Origin of the sequence: Micromonospora sp. CA-248089, assembly GCF_050948515.1 — a bacterium.
GTDB lineage: Bacteria > Actinomycetota > Actinomycetes > Mycobacteriales > Micromonosporaceae > Micromonospora.
Genome location: NZ_CP192016.1, coordinates 4,230,865 through 4,249,539, shown reverse-complemented (window position 1 = coordinate 4,249,539; position 18,675 = coordinate 4,230,865). Strand labels below are relative to the sequence as shown.

Genomic DNA, 18,675 nt, shown 5'->3' with positions numbered 1-18,675 from the left:
TGTCTCGCCCGCCCCTAAACGAAGGGTTACTCGCAGCGGTCCTCCGCGCCCCGGCCGTAGCGCTCGCAGCAGTCCGGGCGGTGCCGATACACCCGAAGATCACGCCCGCCCCGGCGGGCGAACTCCTGCGTGATCTCGTACAAGCAGGGCCGCCACACGACGGCCTCCCCGCCCCCGACCAGCACCTGGCCGTCACCCGGCCCGCCGCGCAGCAGCACCTCCACCCCTCCGACCGTAGGCGATCGGCGAGCGGCGGGCCCGAGCTCGACCGATCACCCCCGCCGCCTTTGGCGGACCGAAGACAGAGGGTCCCCGCAGCGTGGGCTTCACGCTGCGGGGCCCGGATGTCGGTGGCCTGCTGCCGGGGCTGATGGCAAAGGCAATGAACGGGGTGGGTGTTGCGCTGTGCGAGGCCGCGGCAATCCGCTTACGCCGATCCGTTTGCGGGCTTCCATGTCAGGATGCACGCGTCGTGGCCTGCGGTGATGAGCAGGGTGGTGCCGTCGGATCGAGCCGAGGTCCCCACCGCGTTCACCGGGCTGGTGTGGCCGTGGAGTTCGCCGGCGGGTCGGAGGGTGTGGGGGTCCCACAGCCGCACGACCTGGTCGTGGCCGGCGGTGACGAGCAGGGTGGTGGCGTCGGGGCGGGTCCAGGTCCCCACCGCGAGGATCCAGTCGGCGTGGCCGTGGAGTTCGCCGGCGGGTCGGAGGGTGTGGGGGTCCCACAGCCGCACGACTTGGTCGTGGCCGGCGGTGACGAGCAGGGTGGTGGCGTCGGGGCGGGTCCAGGTCCCCACCGCGATCACGGAGTCGGTGTGGCCGTGGAGTTCGCCGGCGGGTCGGAGGGTGTGGGGGTCCCACAGCCGCACGACTTGGTCGTGGCCGGCGGTGACGAGCAGGGTGGTGGCGTCGGGGCGGGTCCAGGTCCCCACCGCGAACACCAGGCCGGTGTGGCCGTGGAGTCCGCCGGCGGGTCGGAGGGTGTGGGGGTCCCACAGCCGCACGGCCCGGTCGCGGCCGGCGGTGACGAGCAGGGTGGTGCCGTCGGGGCGGGTCCAGGTCCCCACCGCGAGGATCCAGTCGGCGTGGCCGTGGAGCTCGCCGGCGGGTCGGAGGGTGTGGGGGTCCCACAGCCGCACGACTTGGTCGTGGCCGGCGGTGACGAGCAGGGTGGTGGCGTCGGGGCGGGTCCAGGTCCCCACCGCGATCACCGGGCTGGTGTGGCCGTGGAGTTCGCCGGCGGGTCGGAGGGTGTCCGGGTCCCACAGCCGCACGGCCCGGTCGTGGCCGGCGGTGACGAGCAGGGTCGCGCCGTCGGATCGAGTCCAGGTCCCCACCGCGTTCACCGGGCTGGTGTGGCCGCAAAGTTCGCCGGTGGGCCGGAGGGTGTCGGGGTCGGGGTCCCACAGCCGTACGGCCCGGTCGCGAGCGGCGGTGACGAGCAGGGTCGCGCCGTCGGATCGAGTCCAGGTCCCCACCGCGTTCACCGGGCTGGTGTGGCCGTGGAGTTCGCCGGCGGGTCGGAGGGTGTCGGGGTCCCACAACCGCACGACTTGGTCGTGGCCGGCGGTGACGAGCAGGGCGACGCCGTCGGATCGAACCCAGGTCCCCACCGCGTTCACCGGGCCGGTATAGCCGTGGAGTTCGCCGGCGGGTCGGAGGGTGTCGGGGTCCCACAGCCGCACAGGCCGGTCGCGACCGGCGGTGACGAGCAGGGCGACGCCGTCGGATCGAACCCAGGTCCCCACCGCGTTCACCGGGCCGGTGTGGCCGAGGAGTTCGCCGGCCGGTCGGAGGGTGTCGGGGTCCCACAGCCGCACGGCCCGGTCGTATCCGGCGGTGACGAGCAGGGCGGCGCCGTCGGATCGAGCCCAGGTCCCCACCGCGTTCACCGGGCTGGTGTGGGGCTCGAGTTCGCCGGCCGGTCGGAGGGTGTCGGGGTCCCACAGCCGCACGACCTGGTCGTATCCGGCGGTGACGAGCAGGGTGGCGCCGTCGGGGCGGGTCCAGGTCCCCACCGCGAGGATCCGGTCGGTGTGGCCGTGGAGTTCGCCCGTGGGTCGGAGGGTGTCGGGGTCCCACAGCCGCACGACTTGGTCGTGGCCGGCGGTGACGAGCAGGGCGACGCCGTCGGATCGAACCCAGGTCCCCACCGCGTTCACCGGGCCGGTGTGGCCGAGGAGTTCGCCGGCCGGCCGGAGGGTGTCGGGGTCCCACAGCCGCACGGCCCGGTCGTATCCGGCGGTGACGAGCAGGGCGGCGCCGTCGGATCGAGCCCAGGTCCCCACCGCGTTGATCCAACCCGAGTGGCCGTGGAGTTGGGTGTGGGCGGCTCCTCGCCAGATCGCGCCGTGAACGCGCGGAGCATCAGGGTGGAATCGGGCGGCGCAGGCAGCCGCGAGGGTGGTGCTGCGGCATTTCACTGCCCACACGTGCAGCCAGCGCAGTTGCTCGTCGGGGGCCAGGGCGCTGGGGTCGCCCATCAGTTCTCGTGCGGCGATTGCCTGGCGGGCTTGCGGGTCGGTGACGGTGTTCCGCGTGCGCAGCAGCGGCGGCAGTGGAGACCACAGGAGGTAGCCGGGGTCCAGGGCCAGCCGGTCGAGTTCTCCCGCCGCGGCGGCGTGGTCGGTCAGATGCGCCCGGGCGTAGCTGCCGGCATCCTCCCACCGTCGGACTCCCGCCTCGTCTAAGGCGGGGATGAGGCAGGCCAGGATCCTCCGGTGGGCCTGCTGGGTTGCCTGGGCGCAGCGCGCCGAGAGCTGCACCACCGTGTGGTCCTCGTGGCCGGTCTCCCGTCCGGTCAGGAAGTCCCGCAGGCTCTGGTGCCGCAGCCGGTAGCGACCAGTCGGATCAGCAGCCTCATGGTCGCCTCTCGTGTGGGCAAGGAATGGCCGTAGCGGGCTGTCGAGGACATCCTGCACCGGTCCCAGGGGCAGATTCATGGACCAGTCAGCGAGCGTCGTACTGGTCATCGGTTCGGTGACCGCCGCCAGCGTGCCCAGAACCGGCAGCACAACGCCGTCCCACCGGTCCGGGTCCCGCTCCCGAATCCGCCGCAGGTTCTCGCTGTAATACCCGGCCAACCCTGCCGGCAGCGCGTCGAGACTGTCAGCGGGCAGGTCACCGTCGCGGACCTGATCCATTACCAGCAACGCGTAGATCCACACTCCAGCGGCAGCGGCCACCAGCCCTCGTGTGAACGCCTCCGGAGTGACGTTGCTGGCGGCGAGCCGGGCTGCCAACGCGCGGTCGCTGCGCGCCCGGAAGGTGACATGCTCGCGCAGATCGTCGAGGTTCGCCTGCCCCGTGACATCGATCCGCTCCACCCTCGCTCCAGCCGGCAAGGGATGCCCCGGACGGGTGGTGGCCACCACCACCACTCCCGGCGGCAGAGTCCGTGGCAGCCCGAACGCGACCTCACCCGCCGAAGGAGGGGGTGCCTCGTCCAACCCGTCGATCAGGATCACCAGCGGCGATACCTCCCCACGCGCACGCCGCTGTGCCTGAATCGTCATCAGCCGCTGAGCGAACCACGCTGGATCGGTGTAGTTGCCCGGCAGTCCCGCCGACCCGTCCGGAGTGTCGGTAAGCGGGTATGCATAGGTGAGCTGGGCGGCGAGGTTCGCGCGTGCAGCTTCCGGGCTGGTCGACTGACGAGAGAAGTGCGCTGGCCAACGCCGCGTCGGCGAGAACGCCAGATACGTCGCCAACGCGCTCTTTCCCAGCCCCGCCTCCGCCTCCACTAACACGTAACCGCCGACCGGGCGGGCAGCAACCTGCGCGATCCGCACGTCGATTTTCTCCACCAGCCACCCACGGCCGGTGAACCCGCCCACCGGCTCATCAGCGACCGTCAGCCCAAGCTCAAGCGGAATCAGCGACGGATCAAGAACCACATCCGCCAAACCCGTCGCGTTGCCTGCCAGGATCGTGCCCGCCACCGTCCCGTAATTCGCCCCGACCGTCGCCCCGGAACCCCCACCCTGCACCGAACCGATCCGCTCCGGCACCCCACGACCGAACCTCACCATCACACAGCTCCCCGGTCGGCACCGCCACGAGCCTCGCCATAGTTGACACCGATCGTCGGCCCGGACCCACCCCCCGACACCCTGTCGATCCTGTTGTCACCGGTGTGCACAACACCAGACCTAGCGCCGACGGTCGCCCCACGGTAGGTCAACCATGCCGACAACCCTGACCCGACCGCCGCCAGCACCACAAACCCCACCCAGAACCACGGGCCCTCACCGAGGTTGTTGCCCACCACCCCGGCCGCCGTCCCGACAGCGAACGCCGCACCCGACCCGGCCGCCAACTTTCCCGCACCAGCCACAGCGCCCCCTCATGCCATCTCACCAACCAGCATGCCCAACGGAAGCCACCCAGTCCTTCATGGATGCAAGCGCAACCACCAAACACGCGACCGAGTACAAGCTGGTGACCGAGTACAAGCTGGTGACCGAGTACAAGCTGGTTAAGCATCCCCCGTGCCCCAGGCGGTGTCACGCGGGGCAAACCAGGCCCACGAATACCAGATCGACAAGGTGGAACGCCGTGCCCAGAACCGGTGTTGTGCGATTCCCAAGCCGACAGTCGGCTCGCCTATGGCGTTCATCAGGAACGACGGCAGGGATGTCCGGTGGTAGCCAGCGGACAGGCGCGACGAGACAGCCCAGCCAATGCCCGGCCAGGACTTCTTCGGCTTAGTGAAGCCCTCTGGATCCGGCCAAGTCGGGGTGCCCAATCACACGCCATGGCCGACACTGTCAGCGCTTGCCTTGCCCGACGCGAGTCACTCAGCGGTCGTCCGTCCCGGTCACCCTGCTCATCAGGCTGCAAGATGTCCGTGTCTGTGAGTAATTCGTGGGTGACGTGAATGTGATCGTCATGTTTGACTGAGGTCTATGCGAGCGGGGGAGGCGCGGCTGGCGATCGACTGCGGTATCGCCAGCACAGCCGCGGTGCTGGCGTGGCCGGACGGCGCCTGGCTGCCGCTGATGTTCGACGGCGAACCAGCCCTGCCGAGTGCCGTGCTGGTCGGCGGGGAGGGCGACGTGCTGACCGGCCACCAGGCATGGCAGGCCGCCGCCGCGGATCCGCAGCGGTTCATCCCGGCCCCACGGCGCTCCCCCGAGCAGCAGCTCGCCGTTGCCGGCGCGGATGTCGACACCTTGGATCTGGTCGCCGCGACGCTACGTCGGGTCGCCGCCGAGGCGCAGCGGGCCGTCGGGTTGGTGGTGGAGGATGTGCGGCTGGTGGTGCCGGCCGGGTGGGGGCCGCGGCGGCGGACGTGGATGCGCCACGCCGCGCATCGGGCGGGCCTGCCCCAGCCCCGCCTGATCGAAGCCCCCGTAGCCGTTGCCGGACACTTGCTGGCGACCGGGGTCCAGCTGCCGGTGGGGTCGTGCATCGTGGTGTGCGACGTCGGCGCCGGCGCCGAGGTCAGCGTCCTGCGGCGTGGGCCGGCTGGGTTCGAGGTCCTCGCTACCCTCGCCGACGCCAGCGCGGGTGGGACCGCGATCGACGAAACCCTCACCGCCATGTTCGCCGAGACCAGCCCGGCAGGTGGCGACGGGCAGCGGTGGGCTCTGCTGGCCAGCGTCGGCGCCGCGAAGCATGCCCTGGCCGACCGTGTCGCGGTGACGGTGCCGCTGCCCCAGGGGCAGGCCGCGGTGCTCAACACCGACCTCCTCGAGCAAGCCGCTCATCCTGTCCTGCAGCGCGTCGCTCAGCTGGCGACAGGGGCGATCGCCGCCGCCGAGATCGCGGTCAACGACCTTGCCGGTGTCTACTGCGTCGGCGGTGTCGCCCGGATGCACCTGCTGGAGAAGGTCCTCACCGAGACCGTCGGTGTCACCCCGACGGTAGTGGCGGACCCCGCCACGGCGGCCGTCCGGGGAGCCGCCGACGCCGGCGCCGCTGACGCCACAGCGGCCGCAGGGCTGCCGGCGGAGGAGCCGGTGCCACCCCTGCGACGGGCCGCCGCGATTGCGGTACCCGGCTTCATGTCGCTCGGCCTGATCTCTCAGTTCCTGCTGACTCCCGAATGGAACGGAAGCTACCTCTACAAGTGGGCGCTGCTGAATTGGGGTGAACTGGCCGTGGGCGCCGTGTTCGCGGTGATCGCCAGCCTCGGCGCCGGTACCGTCCTCGCCTCCACGATCGCCGCCCGCACCAACCCGGCGGTGAGCCCTGGCTCCCAGACCGGCACGGGCATCCTGGCGTCGGCGTCCCTCGGCGTCGCGGTCAGCGGCATGTACGCCGTCGTCGGCAGCCTCTACATCGGCGACCCCGCGGGCGGATTCCTGCGCTGGGCGCTGCTGCCGATTACCCCGATCGTCGCCGCGGCCGCGGTGATGGCCCTCGTCGCGGCCCGACAGTGGCGCATCCCCCGAGGCGGCTGGTCGCAGCTACTCGCGTTCCCGACCGGCTCCGTGGTCACCGCCGGGCTGGGGATGATGCTCATCCAGTACTCCCTGACTGCGGACCGCTGGCCGAACATGGTCCTGTGGATCGACCTGGCCAGTCGCCTCGGCGGCGTGCTCCTCGGTGTCGGAACCGTCATGGCCGTCGTCTCCCAGCCGATCCTGCGGCTGATCCTCGGCGCACCCCTCGCCGTCATCACCGCCGCGCTGGTCGGGTGGCCCGCCTCCGGAATCCTCGGGGCGATCTACGCGATCGCCGTGGCCGTGTGGTGGCTGCGCCAGCTGTGGACCCGCCTCCTTCGCCCCGCGGCGCCTGCAGTTCGATGAGCGGCGGGCCGAGGCGCGGACAACCGCCCCGAGCAGAGGTCAGCTCCTTCAGGAGGTGGGTGAGGTGAGGTGGCCGCGAAGGGTCACATCCCTCGCGTTCGCTCTGCTTCTTCTGGGTATGCCGCCGTGGCTGCTGGCGAGGTTCGTCGGCCCGCCGTTGCACAGCTGGCCAACCCTGCAGCAGCTCCGCCTCTGGGCGGCGCAACCCCTCACCACTCAGACGCTGACCGCCGGGCTGACGGTCTTCGCATGGCTGCTCTGGCTGCTCGTGGCATACGCGGTCATCGTCACCGCCGCACGGCGTCTGCGTGCCGGCGCCCGCTGGCTGCGGCGCCTGCCGCTGCCGACACCCCTGCAAGCCACCGCCACCGGCATGGCCGGCGCCGCCGCCCTGACGGCCGCGGCCAACACCACCGCGACGTCCCCGCCCGTCCAGCCCGTCGCTGTCTCCGCCGGCACACTCCACCACGACGCTGTCGACGTGCATCCGGCACCCGAGGTCCAGGCGGGGGAGGGCGTCACCATCCCGGGCGGCTGGCTGCCTCAGAAGACGGCCGACCAGGTGGCCGCCGCGGCCACACTTGTGTGGCTGAGGCGCCGACGCAGCTACCAGCCCGGCCTGCGGGAGTCTCCGGACCAGGACGACCCGGACCTGGCACCGCTGCCGGCGGCCGTCACCGCCGTCCAGGCAGCCGTCTGCGTCCCCGACCAGGACTCCAGCGAACGGTCGCCCGACGAGCAGCCCCTGGCTATCGCGCCGCCGTCAATCGCCGCGTTACCCCCGGCGGGCGTCGCCTTCGCCGGCGGCGGCGCGGCCGACGCCGCCAGGGGAGTGCTGGTCACCGCGCTGCTTGCGGCGTTGCGCGATCCGCCCGACGCCATCCGCGTGGTCATCACCCGGTCCGCCCTGACCACGCTGCTTCCGCCGGCCGCCACCGAAGTCTGCGACAGCGTCCCCGCCCTCCGGGTCACCGAGACCGCGGCCCACGCCGTTGAGCTGATCGAATCCCTCGCGTCGCCCACACCTGACACGGATGGCCCGTCGCCGCCGACGCACGAGGAGGCTTCGCGGCTGGTGCTGATCACCGAGCCGCCGCCGGGGCCTGCCGCCGACCGGTTGGCGGCCCTGCTCGGCGCCGGCCGAGCAACCGCGGTCGTCCTCGGCGCATGGCCGCTCGGCGCCACGTGGAGCGTCGACCAGCACGGCCGGACCGTGAATGCGCGGCTGCCGGGGCACGCAGGGCCCCGGCTGTGCGTCCTGGACCGGGTTGCCGCGATGGACCTGCTCACCGTCATCGCCCCGCCCACACCAAGCAACACACCGCACGCAGGCACCGCCCCCCGCACAGTCGTCCCCGAACAGCGACGGCAGCCGCCCGAGGTCCGGATTCCCCGCCAAGCCGGCGAGGACCGCACGCCCCAGCCCACCCCGCTCGTTGCCGCGCAGCCGCCGGTCGAGCTGCGGGTCCTCGGCCAGCCCACGCTGCTCATCGACGGCGGGGCCGTGACCATCCGCCGCAGCGCCGCCGTGCAGATCCTGACCTTCCTCGCCGTCCACCGCCACGGCGCCACCACCGCACAACTCGTGCAGGCCATCTGGCCCGGCCTGGCCGCCCACACCGTCACCAACCGCCTCTACACCACCCTCAGCGTGCTACGCGCCGCCATCCGCGCCGCCTCGGATCTCTCGATCATCGACCACTCCGACGACCGCTATCGCCTGCGCAGTGAGCACCTTGAGGTCGACCTGTGGCGGCTGCACACCGCCGCCCACCACGCCGCCACCACCCTCACCGACCCCGCCCGCGCCTGGCAGGCCGTGATCGACGCCTACACCGGCGACCTCGCCGCCGGCCACACCTGGCCCTGGATCGACCCGCCCCGGGAAGGCACCCGCCGGCTCGTCCTCGACGCCTACGCCGCCGCCGCGTCGACCCAACAAGATCCCCGCCGCGCCCTGGAGCTCCTGCAGGCCGGGATCCGCGTCGACCCCTACAACGAGAACCTCCACCAGCGGGCCATCGACATCCTCACCACGCTGGGAGACCACGCCGCCGCACAACGGCTGCGCGACGCCCACCGTCACCGGCTCAGCATCGCCGGGCTGCACCCCAGCGACACCCCCGGCCAGCCCCGCGAACACAGCAACGCCTCCGCCGGCGACTAGCCAACCCCGCCGAACGTCGAAGCGCGGCAGCGCGAGCCACCCCGTTGCGGAAGCCACCGAGCGCAGGGGCCGTGACTCGTTGAGCTGCGGTTGTAAGGGCGCGTGAGGTTTTGTAAGGCGCTGTCAGGCGCCGCACCGGCGCACCGCCATCGCCATCGCCATAGCGTCAGATCATTCCCAGCCCACCGCCATCCGCAGCCCTCGTTCGCGGCGCGCTCGCCGCTGCATCCGGCCTAGCGGCGGCGTGGCAGCCAGCGACGCGAGGAGGTCAGGTGAGGTCCAGAGCAGCGAACGCCGCGGCCGCCGCCACGTCCATCATGTCCACCCTTGTCGTTGCCGCGATCCTCGTCGCAAGCGGGGTGTGGCATCCTCGGCTACCGTCGCCGGCGGCGCTCCGGCAGTGGATTCACCAACCGTTGACGACCGACTTCGTCATCCTCCTGGCCGAAGCAGGCGCCGTGATGCTGTGGCTGCTGCTGGCAACCACCGTCCTGACCCGCGCCTACACGACGCTGGCTCGCCGCCTGCGCTGGCTGCCCGCACTACACCTACCCGGCCCCGTCCAAGGCCTCACCGCCGCACTGCTCGGCGCCACCGCCGTCACCACCGCCACCGCGGGCACCCCCGCCCACTCCGCCCCCGCAACCGGAACCACGCACGACAGCGACGCGCAGACTCCGCAAGCTTCGACCACCGCCCCAGCGACCCGCCAGGTGAGCAGCAGTCAACAGCTGAAGCTGATGGCCGCCGACCATGCCCACACCCACACCGTCAGGCGAGGGGACACCCTCTCCACGATCGCCGCTGAGCAGCTCGGCGACGCCGACCGCTGGCCCGAAATCTTCGCCCTCAACCGCGGTACCCACTTCACCCACACCGGCGGAACCCTGCGCAACCCGAACGTCATCTACCCCGGCTGGACCCTCACCCTGCCCGACGACGCCACCCCACCGACCAAACACCAACCCCGCACCGAATCGCCACCGCCGGCCCCGCATGAGCCGGACTTCGCCACCCCGGCCCCCGTCCCGACAACCGCCCGGCCGCCCTCGACACCGCGCCCGGCCCCACCCACGGCAACCACTCCCGCAATCGAGCCGAGCCACGCGCCGACGCCCACCACCGCCGGCACCTGCGCCAGCACAGACAACACCACGAGCACACCTACCTCCGGACCGACCGCGGACCGTGGACCCCGCCCCACCAGCCCCGACCGAGGCGTGGTGCTGCCCAGCGGCAGCTGGATAAGCCTGGGCCTCGCCCTGGCCATCACCACCGCCGCCGCCCTCGTCTGGGCGCACCGGCAGCGCCGCTACACCGCGGGCAAGCCCTCCACCACGCCGCGCTGGGAAACGCAAACTCTCGCCCCCTTGCCCCGGCTGATTGGGCAGATCCGCCGCGCGCTGCGCCATCCAGCCGCCATGCCGGGCGAAACGGGCCAACACAACGAGCCGGCGGACGCTGCAGTCGGCGATCCCGACGCCGCCAGCACCCTGAGCAAGACCAATTCGAGCAGTCAACAAGCGACGTCACGCGATCCTTCGGCCACCGCCTCACACGCCACCACCACGCTGACCAGCAGCAGCCACGGCTTCGACCCGGTCATGCCGACGCCTGCGCCGCTGACGGTATGGCCGCCGGCCGGGCTGGGCCTGACCGGACCCGGCGCAGACGCCGCCGCCCGAGGCTTCCTCACCGCCGCCCTCGCCACCGACACCGACGAACATCCCCACGCGCGCACCCACGTCGTGATACCGGCAGCGACTGCGGCGACCCTGCTCGGCGCCACCACAGGAACCGTGCCCCGCACACCCCGGCTGAGGATCACCCCCACCCTCGACGACGCGCTGGACCTCCTCGAAGCCCTGGCGCTGCACCGCACCCGACTGATCGACCAGCACGAGACCGCCACCGTCGCCGACCTCCGCGCGGACCCCTACGAAGAGCCCCTCCCACCAGTCATGCTCCTCACCCACCCCCCAGACCGCCGCGAGCGCCCCCGCGTCGCCGCCCTGCTCACCCAAGGGCAACGCCTGGACATCCACGGCGTGCTCCTCGGCCCCTGGTCCGACGGCACCACCGTCACCGTCAACGAAGACGGCACCACCACACCCGCCGAGGGCGACCACGCCTCCCACCGCGCCGACATCGGCCGGCTCACCGTCCTCGAACCCACCGAGACCCTCGATCTGCTCGCCGTGCTGGCCGAGGCCCACACCGGCGATGCCCCCTCCCCGGCCCCCGCCGAGCCCACGCCCACCGCACAGCGCACAGCCGCTCAGCCCGACCCGCGAACACCGCTGGCGCGCCAACATCAGATAGCAACGATGCCGGCCGACACACGCGTAGACGGTGCTCACTCCGAGATCCAGGCGCTCGACACGGCCCACGCTGACGCCCTCGACCAACCCCTCGCCACCAGCACGCCGGCGACCAGCTCCACCCCACCCGTCCCCGAAACCGGCACCCGCACCACGGTCGCGATCACCGTGCTCGGTGCTCCCGCCCTCGCCCACGCGGACCCGCAGCGCAGCCTGCGCGCCAAATCCCTCGAACTGCTCGTATACCTGGCCGCGCGCGACGGCGCCGCCACCACCGAGGCGATCCTCGACGACCTGCTGCCCGACGCACCCGCGAGCAAAGCCACCCACCGCCTGCACACCTACGTCTCCGACCTGCGCAGCGTCCTGCGCCACCACGGCGGACCCGGCACCTACCTCACCCACCCCCGCCACCGCTACGAGCTCAACCCCGACCGCCTTGACGTGGACCTGTGGCGGATGCGCGCCGCCCTCCGCGCCGCCAACACCGCCACCAGCAAAGCCGAACGGGTCGCGGCGCTGCGCCGCGCGGTCGACACCTACCGCGCACCACTGGCCGACGGCTGCTACTACGAGTGGATCGAGCCCCACCGGGAAGCCGTGCGGCAACAAGCCCTCGACGCGGCCGTCGCCCTCACCGAGGAACTCGACGGCCAACCGGCCGAGCAGCTAGCCGTCGTCGACGCCGCCATCGGCCAGCACCCCTACGCCGAGCAGCTGTATCAGGTGGCCATGCGCGCCCGCGCGCACCTCGGCGACATCGACGGCGTGCGGGCCCTACGCCGAACCGTGACACGGCAGCTCGCCGAAATTGACGCCGAGCCCGGCGACGACACGCTCACACTGGCCGACCAGCTCATCACCAAGCTGCGCTCCGCCAGCCGAAAGGGTCGGGCCGCAGCGCAGGGAGCACGATCGTGAGCCCGCTGACCAGCCCCACCACCCGTACCGAGGGCAACTCGACAAGCGAGGCCGCGACTGATGTGGCTGTGGTGCACCTGAAGCGGCTGCGATGGGCAGTACGGGCAACCCTCACCCTCGGAGTCGCCGCATCAGTCGCCGCGAACGTGCTGCACGCCCGACCGAACCCGATCAGCCAGATCATCGCCGCGTGGCCGCCGCTGGCGCTGCTGCTCACCGTCGAGCTGATCTCCCGCGTCCCGCACCATCGCCGCTCCCTCGGCATCATCCGCATGGCCGCCACCAGCGTTATCGCCGCCATCGCCACCTGGGTGTCGTACTGGCACCTCGTCGGGGTCGCCGCCCGCTACGGCGAGGCCGGCGCAGGGGCCGCCTACCTGCTGCCCATCTCCGTTGACGGCCTGGTCATCGTCGCCAGCGTCAGCCTCGTCGAGCTCACCGCCCGGATCCGCGCGGGACAACCCGAACAGCACCCCCAGCTTCCTGTGGCCGCCACACCCAGCCCTGCGTCCACGACACGCATGCCGCACGCCGCATCAGCGGGCCGCCGAGACGAGGGCACTGCAGACGCGTCATCCGGCGCGGGGGCATCAGCTGATCCGGTCCCGTGCCCTGACCCGCCGCAGCGTCGCCCACAACATGACGCCGGCGACGGTGAGCGCCGGCCGAGGCGCCACCTGGTCGACGTGGCCAACGCGCGGGTGCAGCGGCCCTCCGCTGCCAGCGCCGTGAACGGCGAGCCGGCGGTGAACGGCGACCAGCTGGTGCCGTCGGAGACGGCCGCCGCCGTTGCTTACTGGCACCGGCGGGAGCCCCACCTGCATCCGGCCGAGATCGCGGCGCGTATCGGACGCTCGGAACGCACCGTGCGCCGCTACTGGCCGCCACGTCCGCAGACACCACCGGCAGCCAACGAGAACCACGCCGGTGATCTCACCGAAGGGGCCCGCACCTAGCAACCGCGACCGCTTCCACGACCCACGGAACCCCGGGGAAGAGACGCCCCAAAGACAGAAAAACCGATCTTCTTCCTCGCGCCGGTCATTGACAGGCGGCTCCGGCGACGAAGGACCTCGCGGCGAGGGGCCGGACGCGGCATCGCATCCGGCCCCACGGGGGCCGAGGTCTACGGCCGCGCGATCAGCGGCTGCACGGCGGAGGGAAACGCGTATGCGGTGTCCCAGGGGAAGCGGCCGTGCCGGTCGGGCCAGACAACCTGCTGCAGGCGGACGCGGTCGCGGCCGTAGCGGCCGATCGCGCCGCCCGGGTGCAGCTGCTCGGTCGGGTCGCCCTCGATGATGACCGCGTCGTATCCGGCGATGAGGTCGCCGATGCCCTGACCGTGACGGAAATGTTCGGCCTTGTCGTAGACCCTGCTCGCGAGGTCGTTGAGCAGCGCTTGGGAGGTAGCCGGGTCCAGTCTGGCGATGATCAGCTCCGGGTAGTCGTGTGCGGTGAGCCCGACGGTGTAGGCGAAGGGCGGGGTGTCGTCGGGGTCGTCGTCGCTGGGGACGACGAGAGTTACCGCCCAGCCCACCCTGTCGATGATCTCGCCTTGGCGGTACAGGAAGTCGTCTATGCCGGTCACGAGGAACGGTCCTTCGGTTGGGATGCGGGCAGCGGTGGCCAGCCACGCGGCTCGTACCGCACCCGCTCCGGGGCCATTCGTTGGTGTTGTCGGCGTACGGGTTCCGGTGCAGCGACACTCGCACCGTTCGCCTACCTGGACCTGGACGAGCTGCGCCGCAAGGCGTACGAGTTGTTCCCGGGTCAGGACATGTGGCGGTCCAACGCCATCTGGCAGCGAATGCACAATTAGTGAAGACCGGGACTAAGTCGCCGAGCCATTTTTGCCGGATTTGCTCTGGTACAGCCTCTTGCTGCGCCCTAGCTTGACTAGAGAACTGTGTGCCTCAAGCAGGCGGTCAGCCAGTCCCTCCAGCTCCCGCGCCTTTGCCTCGAACTGGCGGTTCGATTGGAATCGGTCTCGTTTGAGGACGCGAGTGCCATCGTTGGGGTCACCCAAGTCTCTGAACGATTCACTGGCGACCCCTACCCGAAAATCGGTACACCTTTCGTGGAGTGTTGTGAGCGCAGCTTGGACCTCCTCATCATCGAAAAATGTGTTCAGAGACCACGTAGCGCAGAACTCGTATAGCTCTCCAAGTCTGTCTATATCCCAACTCTCGCCGCTGAACCACTTCGTCAGGTACTCGACGGTGCCCTTATCTTGCGGGAAATCGTCAAGGAAGCGCTGGAACAGATCACAATCGTGCGGTGTTGGCTCGGCCCTGAGCCGGGCAAGCTCCGTCTGCGAATTCTTCAGATCGGCCGTCACACTCTCAAGGCGGTCGTCCCGTTCAGCCAACTCCCCCTGGTGCACCTGGATTAGCTTCGACTCTCGCTGCTTTCCGTCGGTCAACATGCGGTGCAAGACAAGGACGTAGACTACGAGGATGATAATTAATGTCACTCCCACCCAGAAGACAAGGATGGAGTTCGCCTGAACCCAGCGTCGGAAGCCTGCCGAGAAGAGGAAGGTTGCGGCGCCGACGAGATCACTTACCGAGCCGGTGATCAGCAAGAGAAGAGCGACTGCAACACTACCCGCGATCCCAGCCAGTCCGAGCCTTTTGCGCATCTATCTAGGATAGAGGGCTCTGTCCTTTATGGCGATCCCCACGTCTCCGATGGGTCGGCTCTACGCCTTGTGGCGCAAAACGCCGGTCGAGAGCCACTGCACCAGCAGTACGGCAAGGTGCACCGCCGCCTCCGCCTCGTCCTGGCTTTGCCGGCGGGACTTTGGCGCTCCGCCGTGCCGGGAGATCTGGGCGTGCCACAACGCCTCCATCATCGAGACGATCGGCTCGACGCCGCTTGGCTGGCCGTCCTTGCCGGGCAGCACCAGCTCCCACTTGTGCGGCGCGTTCTTGCCCAGTTCGCCGATGACTGTGCCGAGGGTGGCCGAGTTCGCGGCAGCCTTCTTCTGCTCGACCAAGGGGCAGGCCACCTCCTCCACGGCCCGGATCGCCTCGTTGAAGACCTTGTCCGGGTCGGGGTTCAAGCCGTACGCCGAAGTCCACGCCGCGCGCAGGTGATCCGCTGCAGAGGCCGTGGTGCTCTTGATCGCCGTGTCGACGGCAGCCTGCGTCGTGTCGTCCACCCGACGAACTAGGCAGTGCTGCTCAAAGTCGCACCGGTAGAGCGACCCTCCGTCGGAGAGCAGGAGGTCCAACTCGCGGAGGGACGCGATGACACTCTCCCTGAGCAAGCGATGCCTGTCCCAAAGGGCGTCCTCGTCTTCGTGCCACCCAGGGTGCAGCTGAAGCACTGCATCAACGACGGTGAGTAGATCATCCATAAGGACGTTGGTGAGCTGATCTTTGTACGCCGAGTAGTACTGGGGTTGGTACGCCCGCCTAAGCCGCAGCATCACCTTCTGCGCCATCAGCTCGCTGATGCTACGTCGGAGCCAATCGCGAAGCGGCTCCACCAACCACTCCGGCACGCCGTCATGGAGGGTCGTGTCCAGAGGCTTCCGGGCGAGCCGGTCGGCCAAGGGCTGGAAGGGGCGCGCTTCGGTCACGGAGCGAGGTTACCCGCTCGCTGCGACAGTCTCGAACACACTTTCGGGCCGCCCGCGCCGACACGTTCGGCCTCCACCTCGCGCGACCATGGGATACTCGGCGACGACGTTGTTGGCACTTGAAGGAGCAGCGTTGCATCAGTGGATGAAGGCCGCTAGGTAGGGGGCCCATGGAAGCCACGGCCTACGTCGCCGGGGCTTCCATTCTGATTGCGATCCTTCGGTTCGCGCTGATCTGGGGACTGTGCAAGATGGCAGATCGGTCGGGCCGAGGCGTCAAGATCAGTGGGCTTAACCCTCTAGCGGTCCAGGTGGAGTACGGCGTCGTCACGGCGGACGACTCCACCGACGAGACCGACACAGCACCACGTCCCGCTCGGTTGACTGGCCGTCGCCGCCGAGCAGTAGGGAGCTAGACCACGCGACGCACTTTCCGGTGTCTGCCGCGACTCATGTACATCGGCAGAATGGAGGGCACCTCCGCCCGCACCCGGTCCCGTGCGGAGGTACATCGGTACATCCCGCAGAGGTGTCGGGAAGTAAGCAACGAGGTCAGGCCCCGGAGCATGAGCTCCGGGGCCGCTTCGTGTGCCCGCCAAGGTCCGCCCTTGACCGTGATGGCAGAGTCTGTCTTACTTGTCGGTTTACATCATCACGTTGAAGGGGTCCAATCGATTCGTCCATCCACAACGGACGGACGGATCGAGCGATGGAGTGATGAGAGATGACCGAGACCACGACCACCGAGGCCACCGAAACCCGCAGCATGCTGGGCGTCCGTGAACGGCGGGAGGCCCTGCTGGTCAGCCGCGCCGCGCTGGCCGAGCTGACCGGCTTCACCCCGGCTGTGATCTGGCGGTGTGAGGACGGCCGCCCGAGCCGAGGAGCTAGCCAAGATCACGGAGATCCTGGACACCATCGAGAAGGACGGCCTGCCGGAGCACCTGCGCAAGACCCGCATCGCCGTGCCCGCGAGCCAAGGCCAAGATCCCGGCGAAGGTCGAGCTGCTTCAGCGGCTCGCTCGCGTGACGCACCTGCTGGGCGAGGCGGTCGCCGCCAAGACCGCATAGGAGATGCGGGCGCTCGTGGAGCAGGCGCAGGCCGCAGCCGATGGGAACGTGGACGAGCCCGAGCAGCCCGCCGATCAGCCGGCGGGTGAGTGATATGCCGAACTACCCGTTGCCCTGGCTTGAGGGCGACGAGCGGATGTCGTACGGCTTGATCGTGGACGTGCGGACGGTCCTGCTGCGGCACGGCTACCCGGAGCTGACGAGGGTGGACATGGAGACGCTGCGGGTGGCGCTGGTCCGGTTCGTCTTTGGGCGGCGCATCAGCGCGGAGAACCCGGCGAGCGTCGACCTCAATGTGACCGAGCCGGTGAACGAGACGCCGGCACAGCCGATGCCCAGCGCGGAGGAACTGGCCGAGGGCATCGACCGCTGGCACGCGGGGCGCCAGCGGCCGTACGACCCGCCGGTGGTCACGCACATGGTCCTCGCCCAGCGGGGCATGACCGAAGCGGAGGTCGAGCGGTTCCTCACGACCGGCGAGATTCCGGACTTCAGTCGGCCACCCGTAGTCGACAACCAGAGCCGCATTCTGGAGCACGCGGACGAGATCACCTCGGACGTGGCGTACGCGGTTCTGCGCTGCAGCCCGTACACCGACAAGTGTGGTCGTTCAGGTAGAGGCGCTGAACTCGGATGGACCCTGCTCGGGCGGGTCGACCTCGACGAAACCGAAGAGCCGTGCGATGAGTTGCAACGCCTGGGTGTCGTAGCGGTCGGCGAAGCCGCGGCAGATCGCCGGCTTGACCTCGGGATGCATGTAATGCGGAAGCGTCGAATGGCAGATGATGAAGGACTGCCTGGTTCGGGCTTCGGCGACAAGGTCGTGTAGCCGGCCCGGGGTGAGACGCATCTGGTTGCCTGGCGCGAACACGCAGGTGTCACACTGCCGCGATAGCAGCCGTGACTTGCCCAGCTGAGGGTCGCCGACGCTGAGATCGTTGCGATTGGCGTCGCCCGGGTCGATCGCGGGTGCCATAGGGTTTCTCCTCTCCTTGTGAAGCACTGGGGCGCTGTTCGAGCGGCTAGGTCTGTGGGGCGAGGTTTGCTGGCGGTCCGGACCTGCACCGCAGGTGCGCGGGGGCGCGACCAGCGCGTTAGGCGCGGGCGAGCCGGATGGGGTTCTGGCAGCCTGCAGCCCACGCCGTTGCCCGTGGTTGCGGCATACGCGTCCCAAGCCGCCGGTAGCCCGCGGTGGTAGGGCGTAGGGCATGAGGCGCCGAAGCACGGACAGCGACGCGACTTGGCGAGGCGTCAGTCGCCGGTAGGACAGAAGGACCGACTGCGGCGCCGGGTGGGGAGTCAGCGCGAGTTGTTAGGCGGCGCGCGGCGCCGGCATCGGCCGCTGCGGCGGTGGTACCGGCCGGGTGGGCCGGAACCAGCCGGCGAACCGCGCCGCCGCGCCGGCTGGAGCAGCAACCTTCGCTCGCCCTCGGGCGATCACTTCGCCTCGGGTTGCCGCGTGGCAGGCGCGGCGGGCGTCGCGCGCCGGCGGGCACGGGTAGGCCTCGCCGGTGCAGCGCAGGTTGGCGCAGCGGTCCGGCCGGTGGGGATCAGGGAGGTGGGCTGACGCGACGTCGGCGGCGAGCAGCCACAGCAGGACGTCGGTGACGTCGCGGGGAATGCAGCGGCGGTGCGGCTGCGTCATCGGCGTTGCCTCTCGCGGATTGTCGGCTCGGGTGGCCGCCACCCCGGCCAGCGGTGTGGGCCGCTGCCGGGTCCGCCGGGGTGGCGGCAGCCACGAGTGACGCTCGACTTTCCCGATAGATCAAGTCGTCGTCGAGGAGGTGAACCTTGCCTTCCGCGGCCGCAGTGGGGGAAGCATTCCAGCGCCAAGCGCGCCGACGGCTCGTCAACG

The 18,675-nt window shown here is 70.3% G+C and carries 11 protein-coding genes; 5 read left to right on the top strand and 6 right to left on the bottom strand.

Translation table 11 applies throughout. The annotated features are described in order from the left end of the window. Positions 1 to 26 precede the first annotated feature (26 nt). Positions 27 to 224: a hypothetical protein gene (locus tag ACQP26_RS19920; RefSeq protein ID WP_433493673.1), complete on the bottom strand. Its 198-nt coding sequence runs from the start codon at positions 222 to 224 to the stop codon at positions 27 to 29. Between the two features lie 203 nt (positions 225 to 427). Continuing rightward, complete coding sequence (locus tag ACQP26_RS19915) at positions 428 to 4,009, bottom strand: hypothetical protein (RefSeq protein WP_433493672.1); 3,582 nt, start codon at positions 4,007 to 4,009, stop codon at positions 428 to 430. 897 nt (positions 4,010 to 4,906) lie between these two features. Here ACQP26_RS19915 and ACQP26_RS19910 point away from each other — a divergent pair. The 4 genes from ACQP26_RS19910 (at position 4,907) to ACQP26_RS19895 (ending at position 13,119) form a co-directional block, all read left to right on the top strand. Continuing rightward, on the top strand, positions 4,907 to 6,754 hold the full coding sequence (locus tag ACQP26_RS19910) for an Hsp70 family protein (protein WP_433493671.1): 1,848 nt from the start codon (positions 4,907 to 4,909) through the stop codon (positions 6,752 to 6,754). Positions 6,755 to 6,872: 118 nt separating this feature from the next. Then, positions 6,873 to 8,921: a hypothetical protein gene (locus tag ACQP26_RS19905; RefSeq protein ID WP_433493670.1), complete on the top strand. Its 2,049-nt coding sequence runs from the start codon at positions 6,873 to 6,875 to the stop codon at positions 8,919 to 8,921. A gap of 272 nt (positions 8,922 to 9,193) precedes the next feature. After that, positions 9,194 to 12,163 carry a BTAD domain-containing putative transcriptional regulator gene (locus ACQP26_RS19900; protein ID WP_433493669.1) on the top strand — a complete coding sequence of 990 codons (2,970 nt, stop codon included), beginning with the start codon at positions 9,194 to 9,196 and terminating at the stop codon, positions 12,161 to 12,163. Beyond that, entirely contained in the window at positions 12,160 to 13,119 is a 960-nt protein-coding gene (locus ACQP26_RS19895) for a DUF2637 domain-containing protein (RefSeq protein ID WP_433493668.1), read from the top strand. The genes ACQP26_RS19900 and ACQP26_RS19895 overlap by 4 nt, the downstream gene beginning before the upstream one ends. A gap of 170 nt (positions 13,120 to 13,289) precedes the next feature. On the opposite strand, the gene ACQP26_RS19890 is transcribed toward ACQP26_RS19895, so the two are convergent. The 3 genes from ACQP26_RS19890 to ACQP26_RS19880 form a co-directional block, all read right to left on the bottom strand. Beyond that, positions 13,290 to 13,751 carry a DUF4262 domain-containing protein gene (locus ACQP26_RS19890; RefSeq protein WP_433493667.1) on the bottom strand — a complete coding sequence of 154 codons (462 nt, stop codon included), beginning with the start codon at positions 13,749 to 13,751 and terminating at the stop codon, positions 13,290 to 13,292. Positions 13,752 to 13,994: 243 nt separating this feature from the next. Continuing rightward, a complete protein-coding gene (locus ACQP26_RS19885) occupies positions 13,995 to 14,804 on the bottom strand; it encodes a hypothetical protein (protein ID WP_433493666.1) in 810 nt (269 codons plus the stop codon). A 60-nt stretch (positions 14,805 to 14,864) separates the two neighbouring features. Further along, the gene (locus ACQP26_RS19880) at positions 14,865 to 15,749 is read right to left on the bottom strand and encodes a hypothetical protein (RefSeq protein ID WP_433493665.1); all 885 of its coding nucleotides are present in this window, start codon (positions 15,747 to 15,749) and stop codon (positions 14,865 to 14,867) included. A 1,165-nt stretch (positions 15,750 to 16,914) separates the two neighbouring features. Here ACQP26_RS19880 and ACQP26_RS19875 point away from each other — a divergent pair. Beyond that, positions 16,915 to 17,649 carry a hypothetical protein gene (locus tag ACQP26_RS19875; protein WP_433493664.1) on the top strand — a complete coding sequence of 245 codons (735 nt, stop codon included), beginning with the start codon at positions 16,915 to 16,917 and terminating at the stop codon, positions 17,647 to 17,649. Positions 17,650 to 18,132: 483 nt separating this feature from the next. On the opposite strand, the gene ACQP26_RS19870 is transcribed toward ACQP26_RS19875, so the two are convergent. Next, complete coding sequence (locus tag ACQP26_RS19870; protein ID WP_433493663.1) at positions 18,133 to 18,465, bottom strand: hypothetical protein; 333 nt, start codon at positions 18,463 to 18,465, stop codon at positions 18,133 to 18,135. Positions 18,466 to 18,675: the final 210 nt, after the last annotated feature.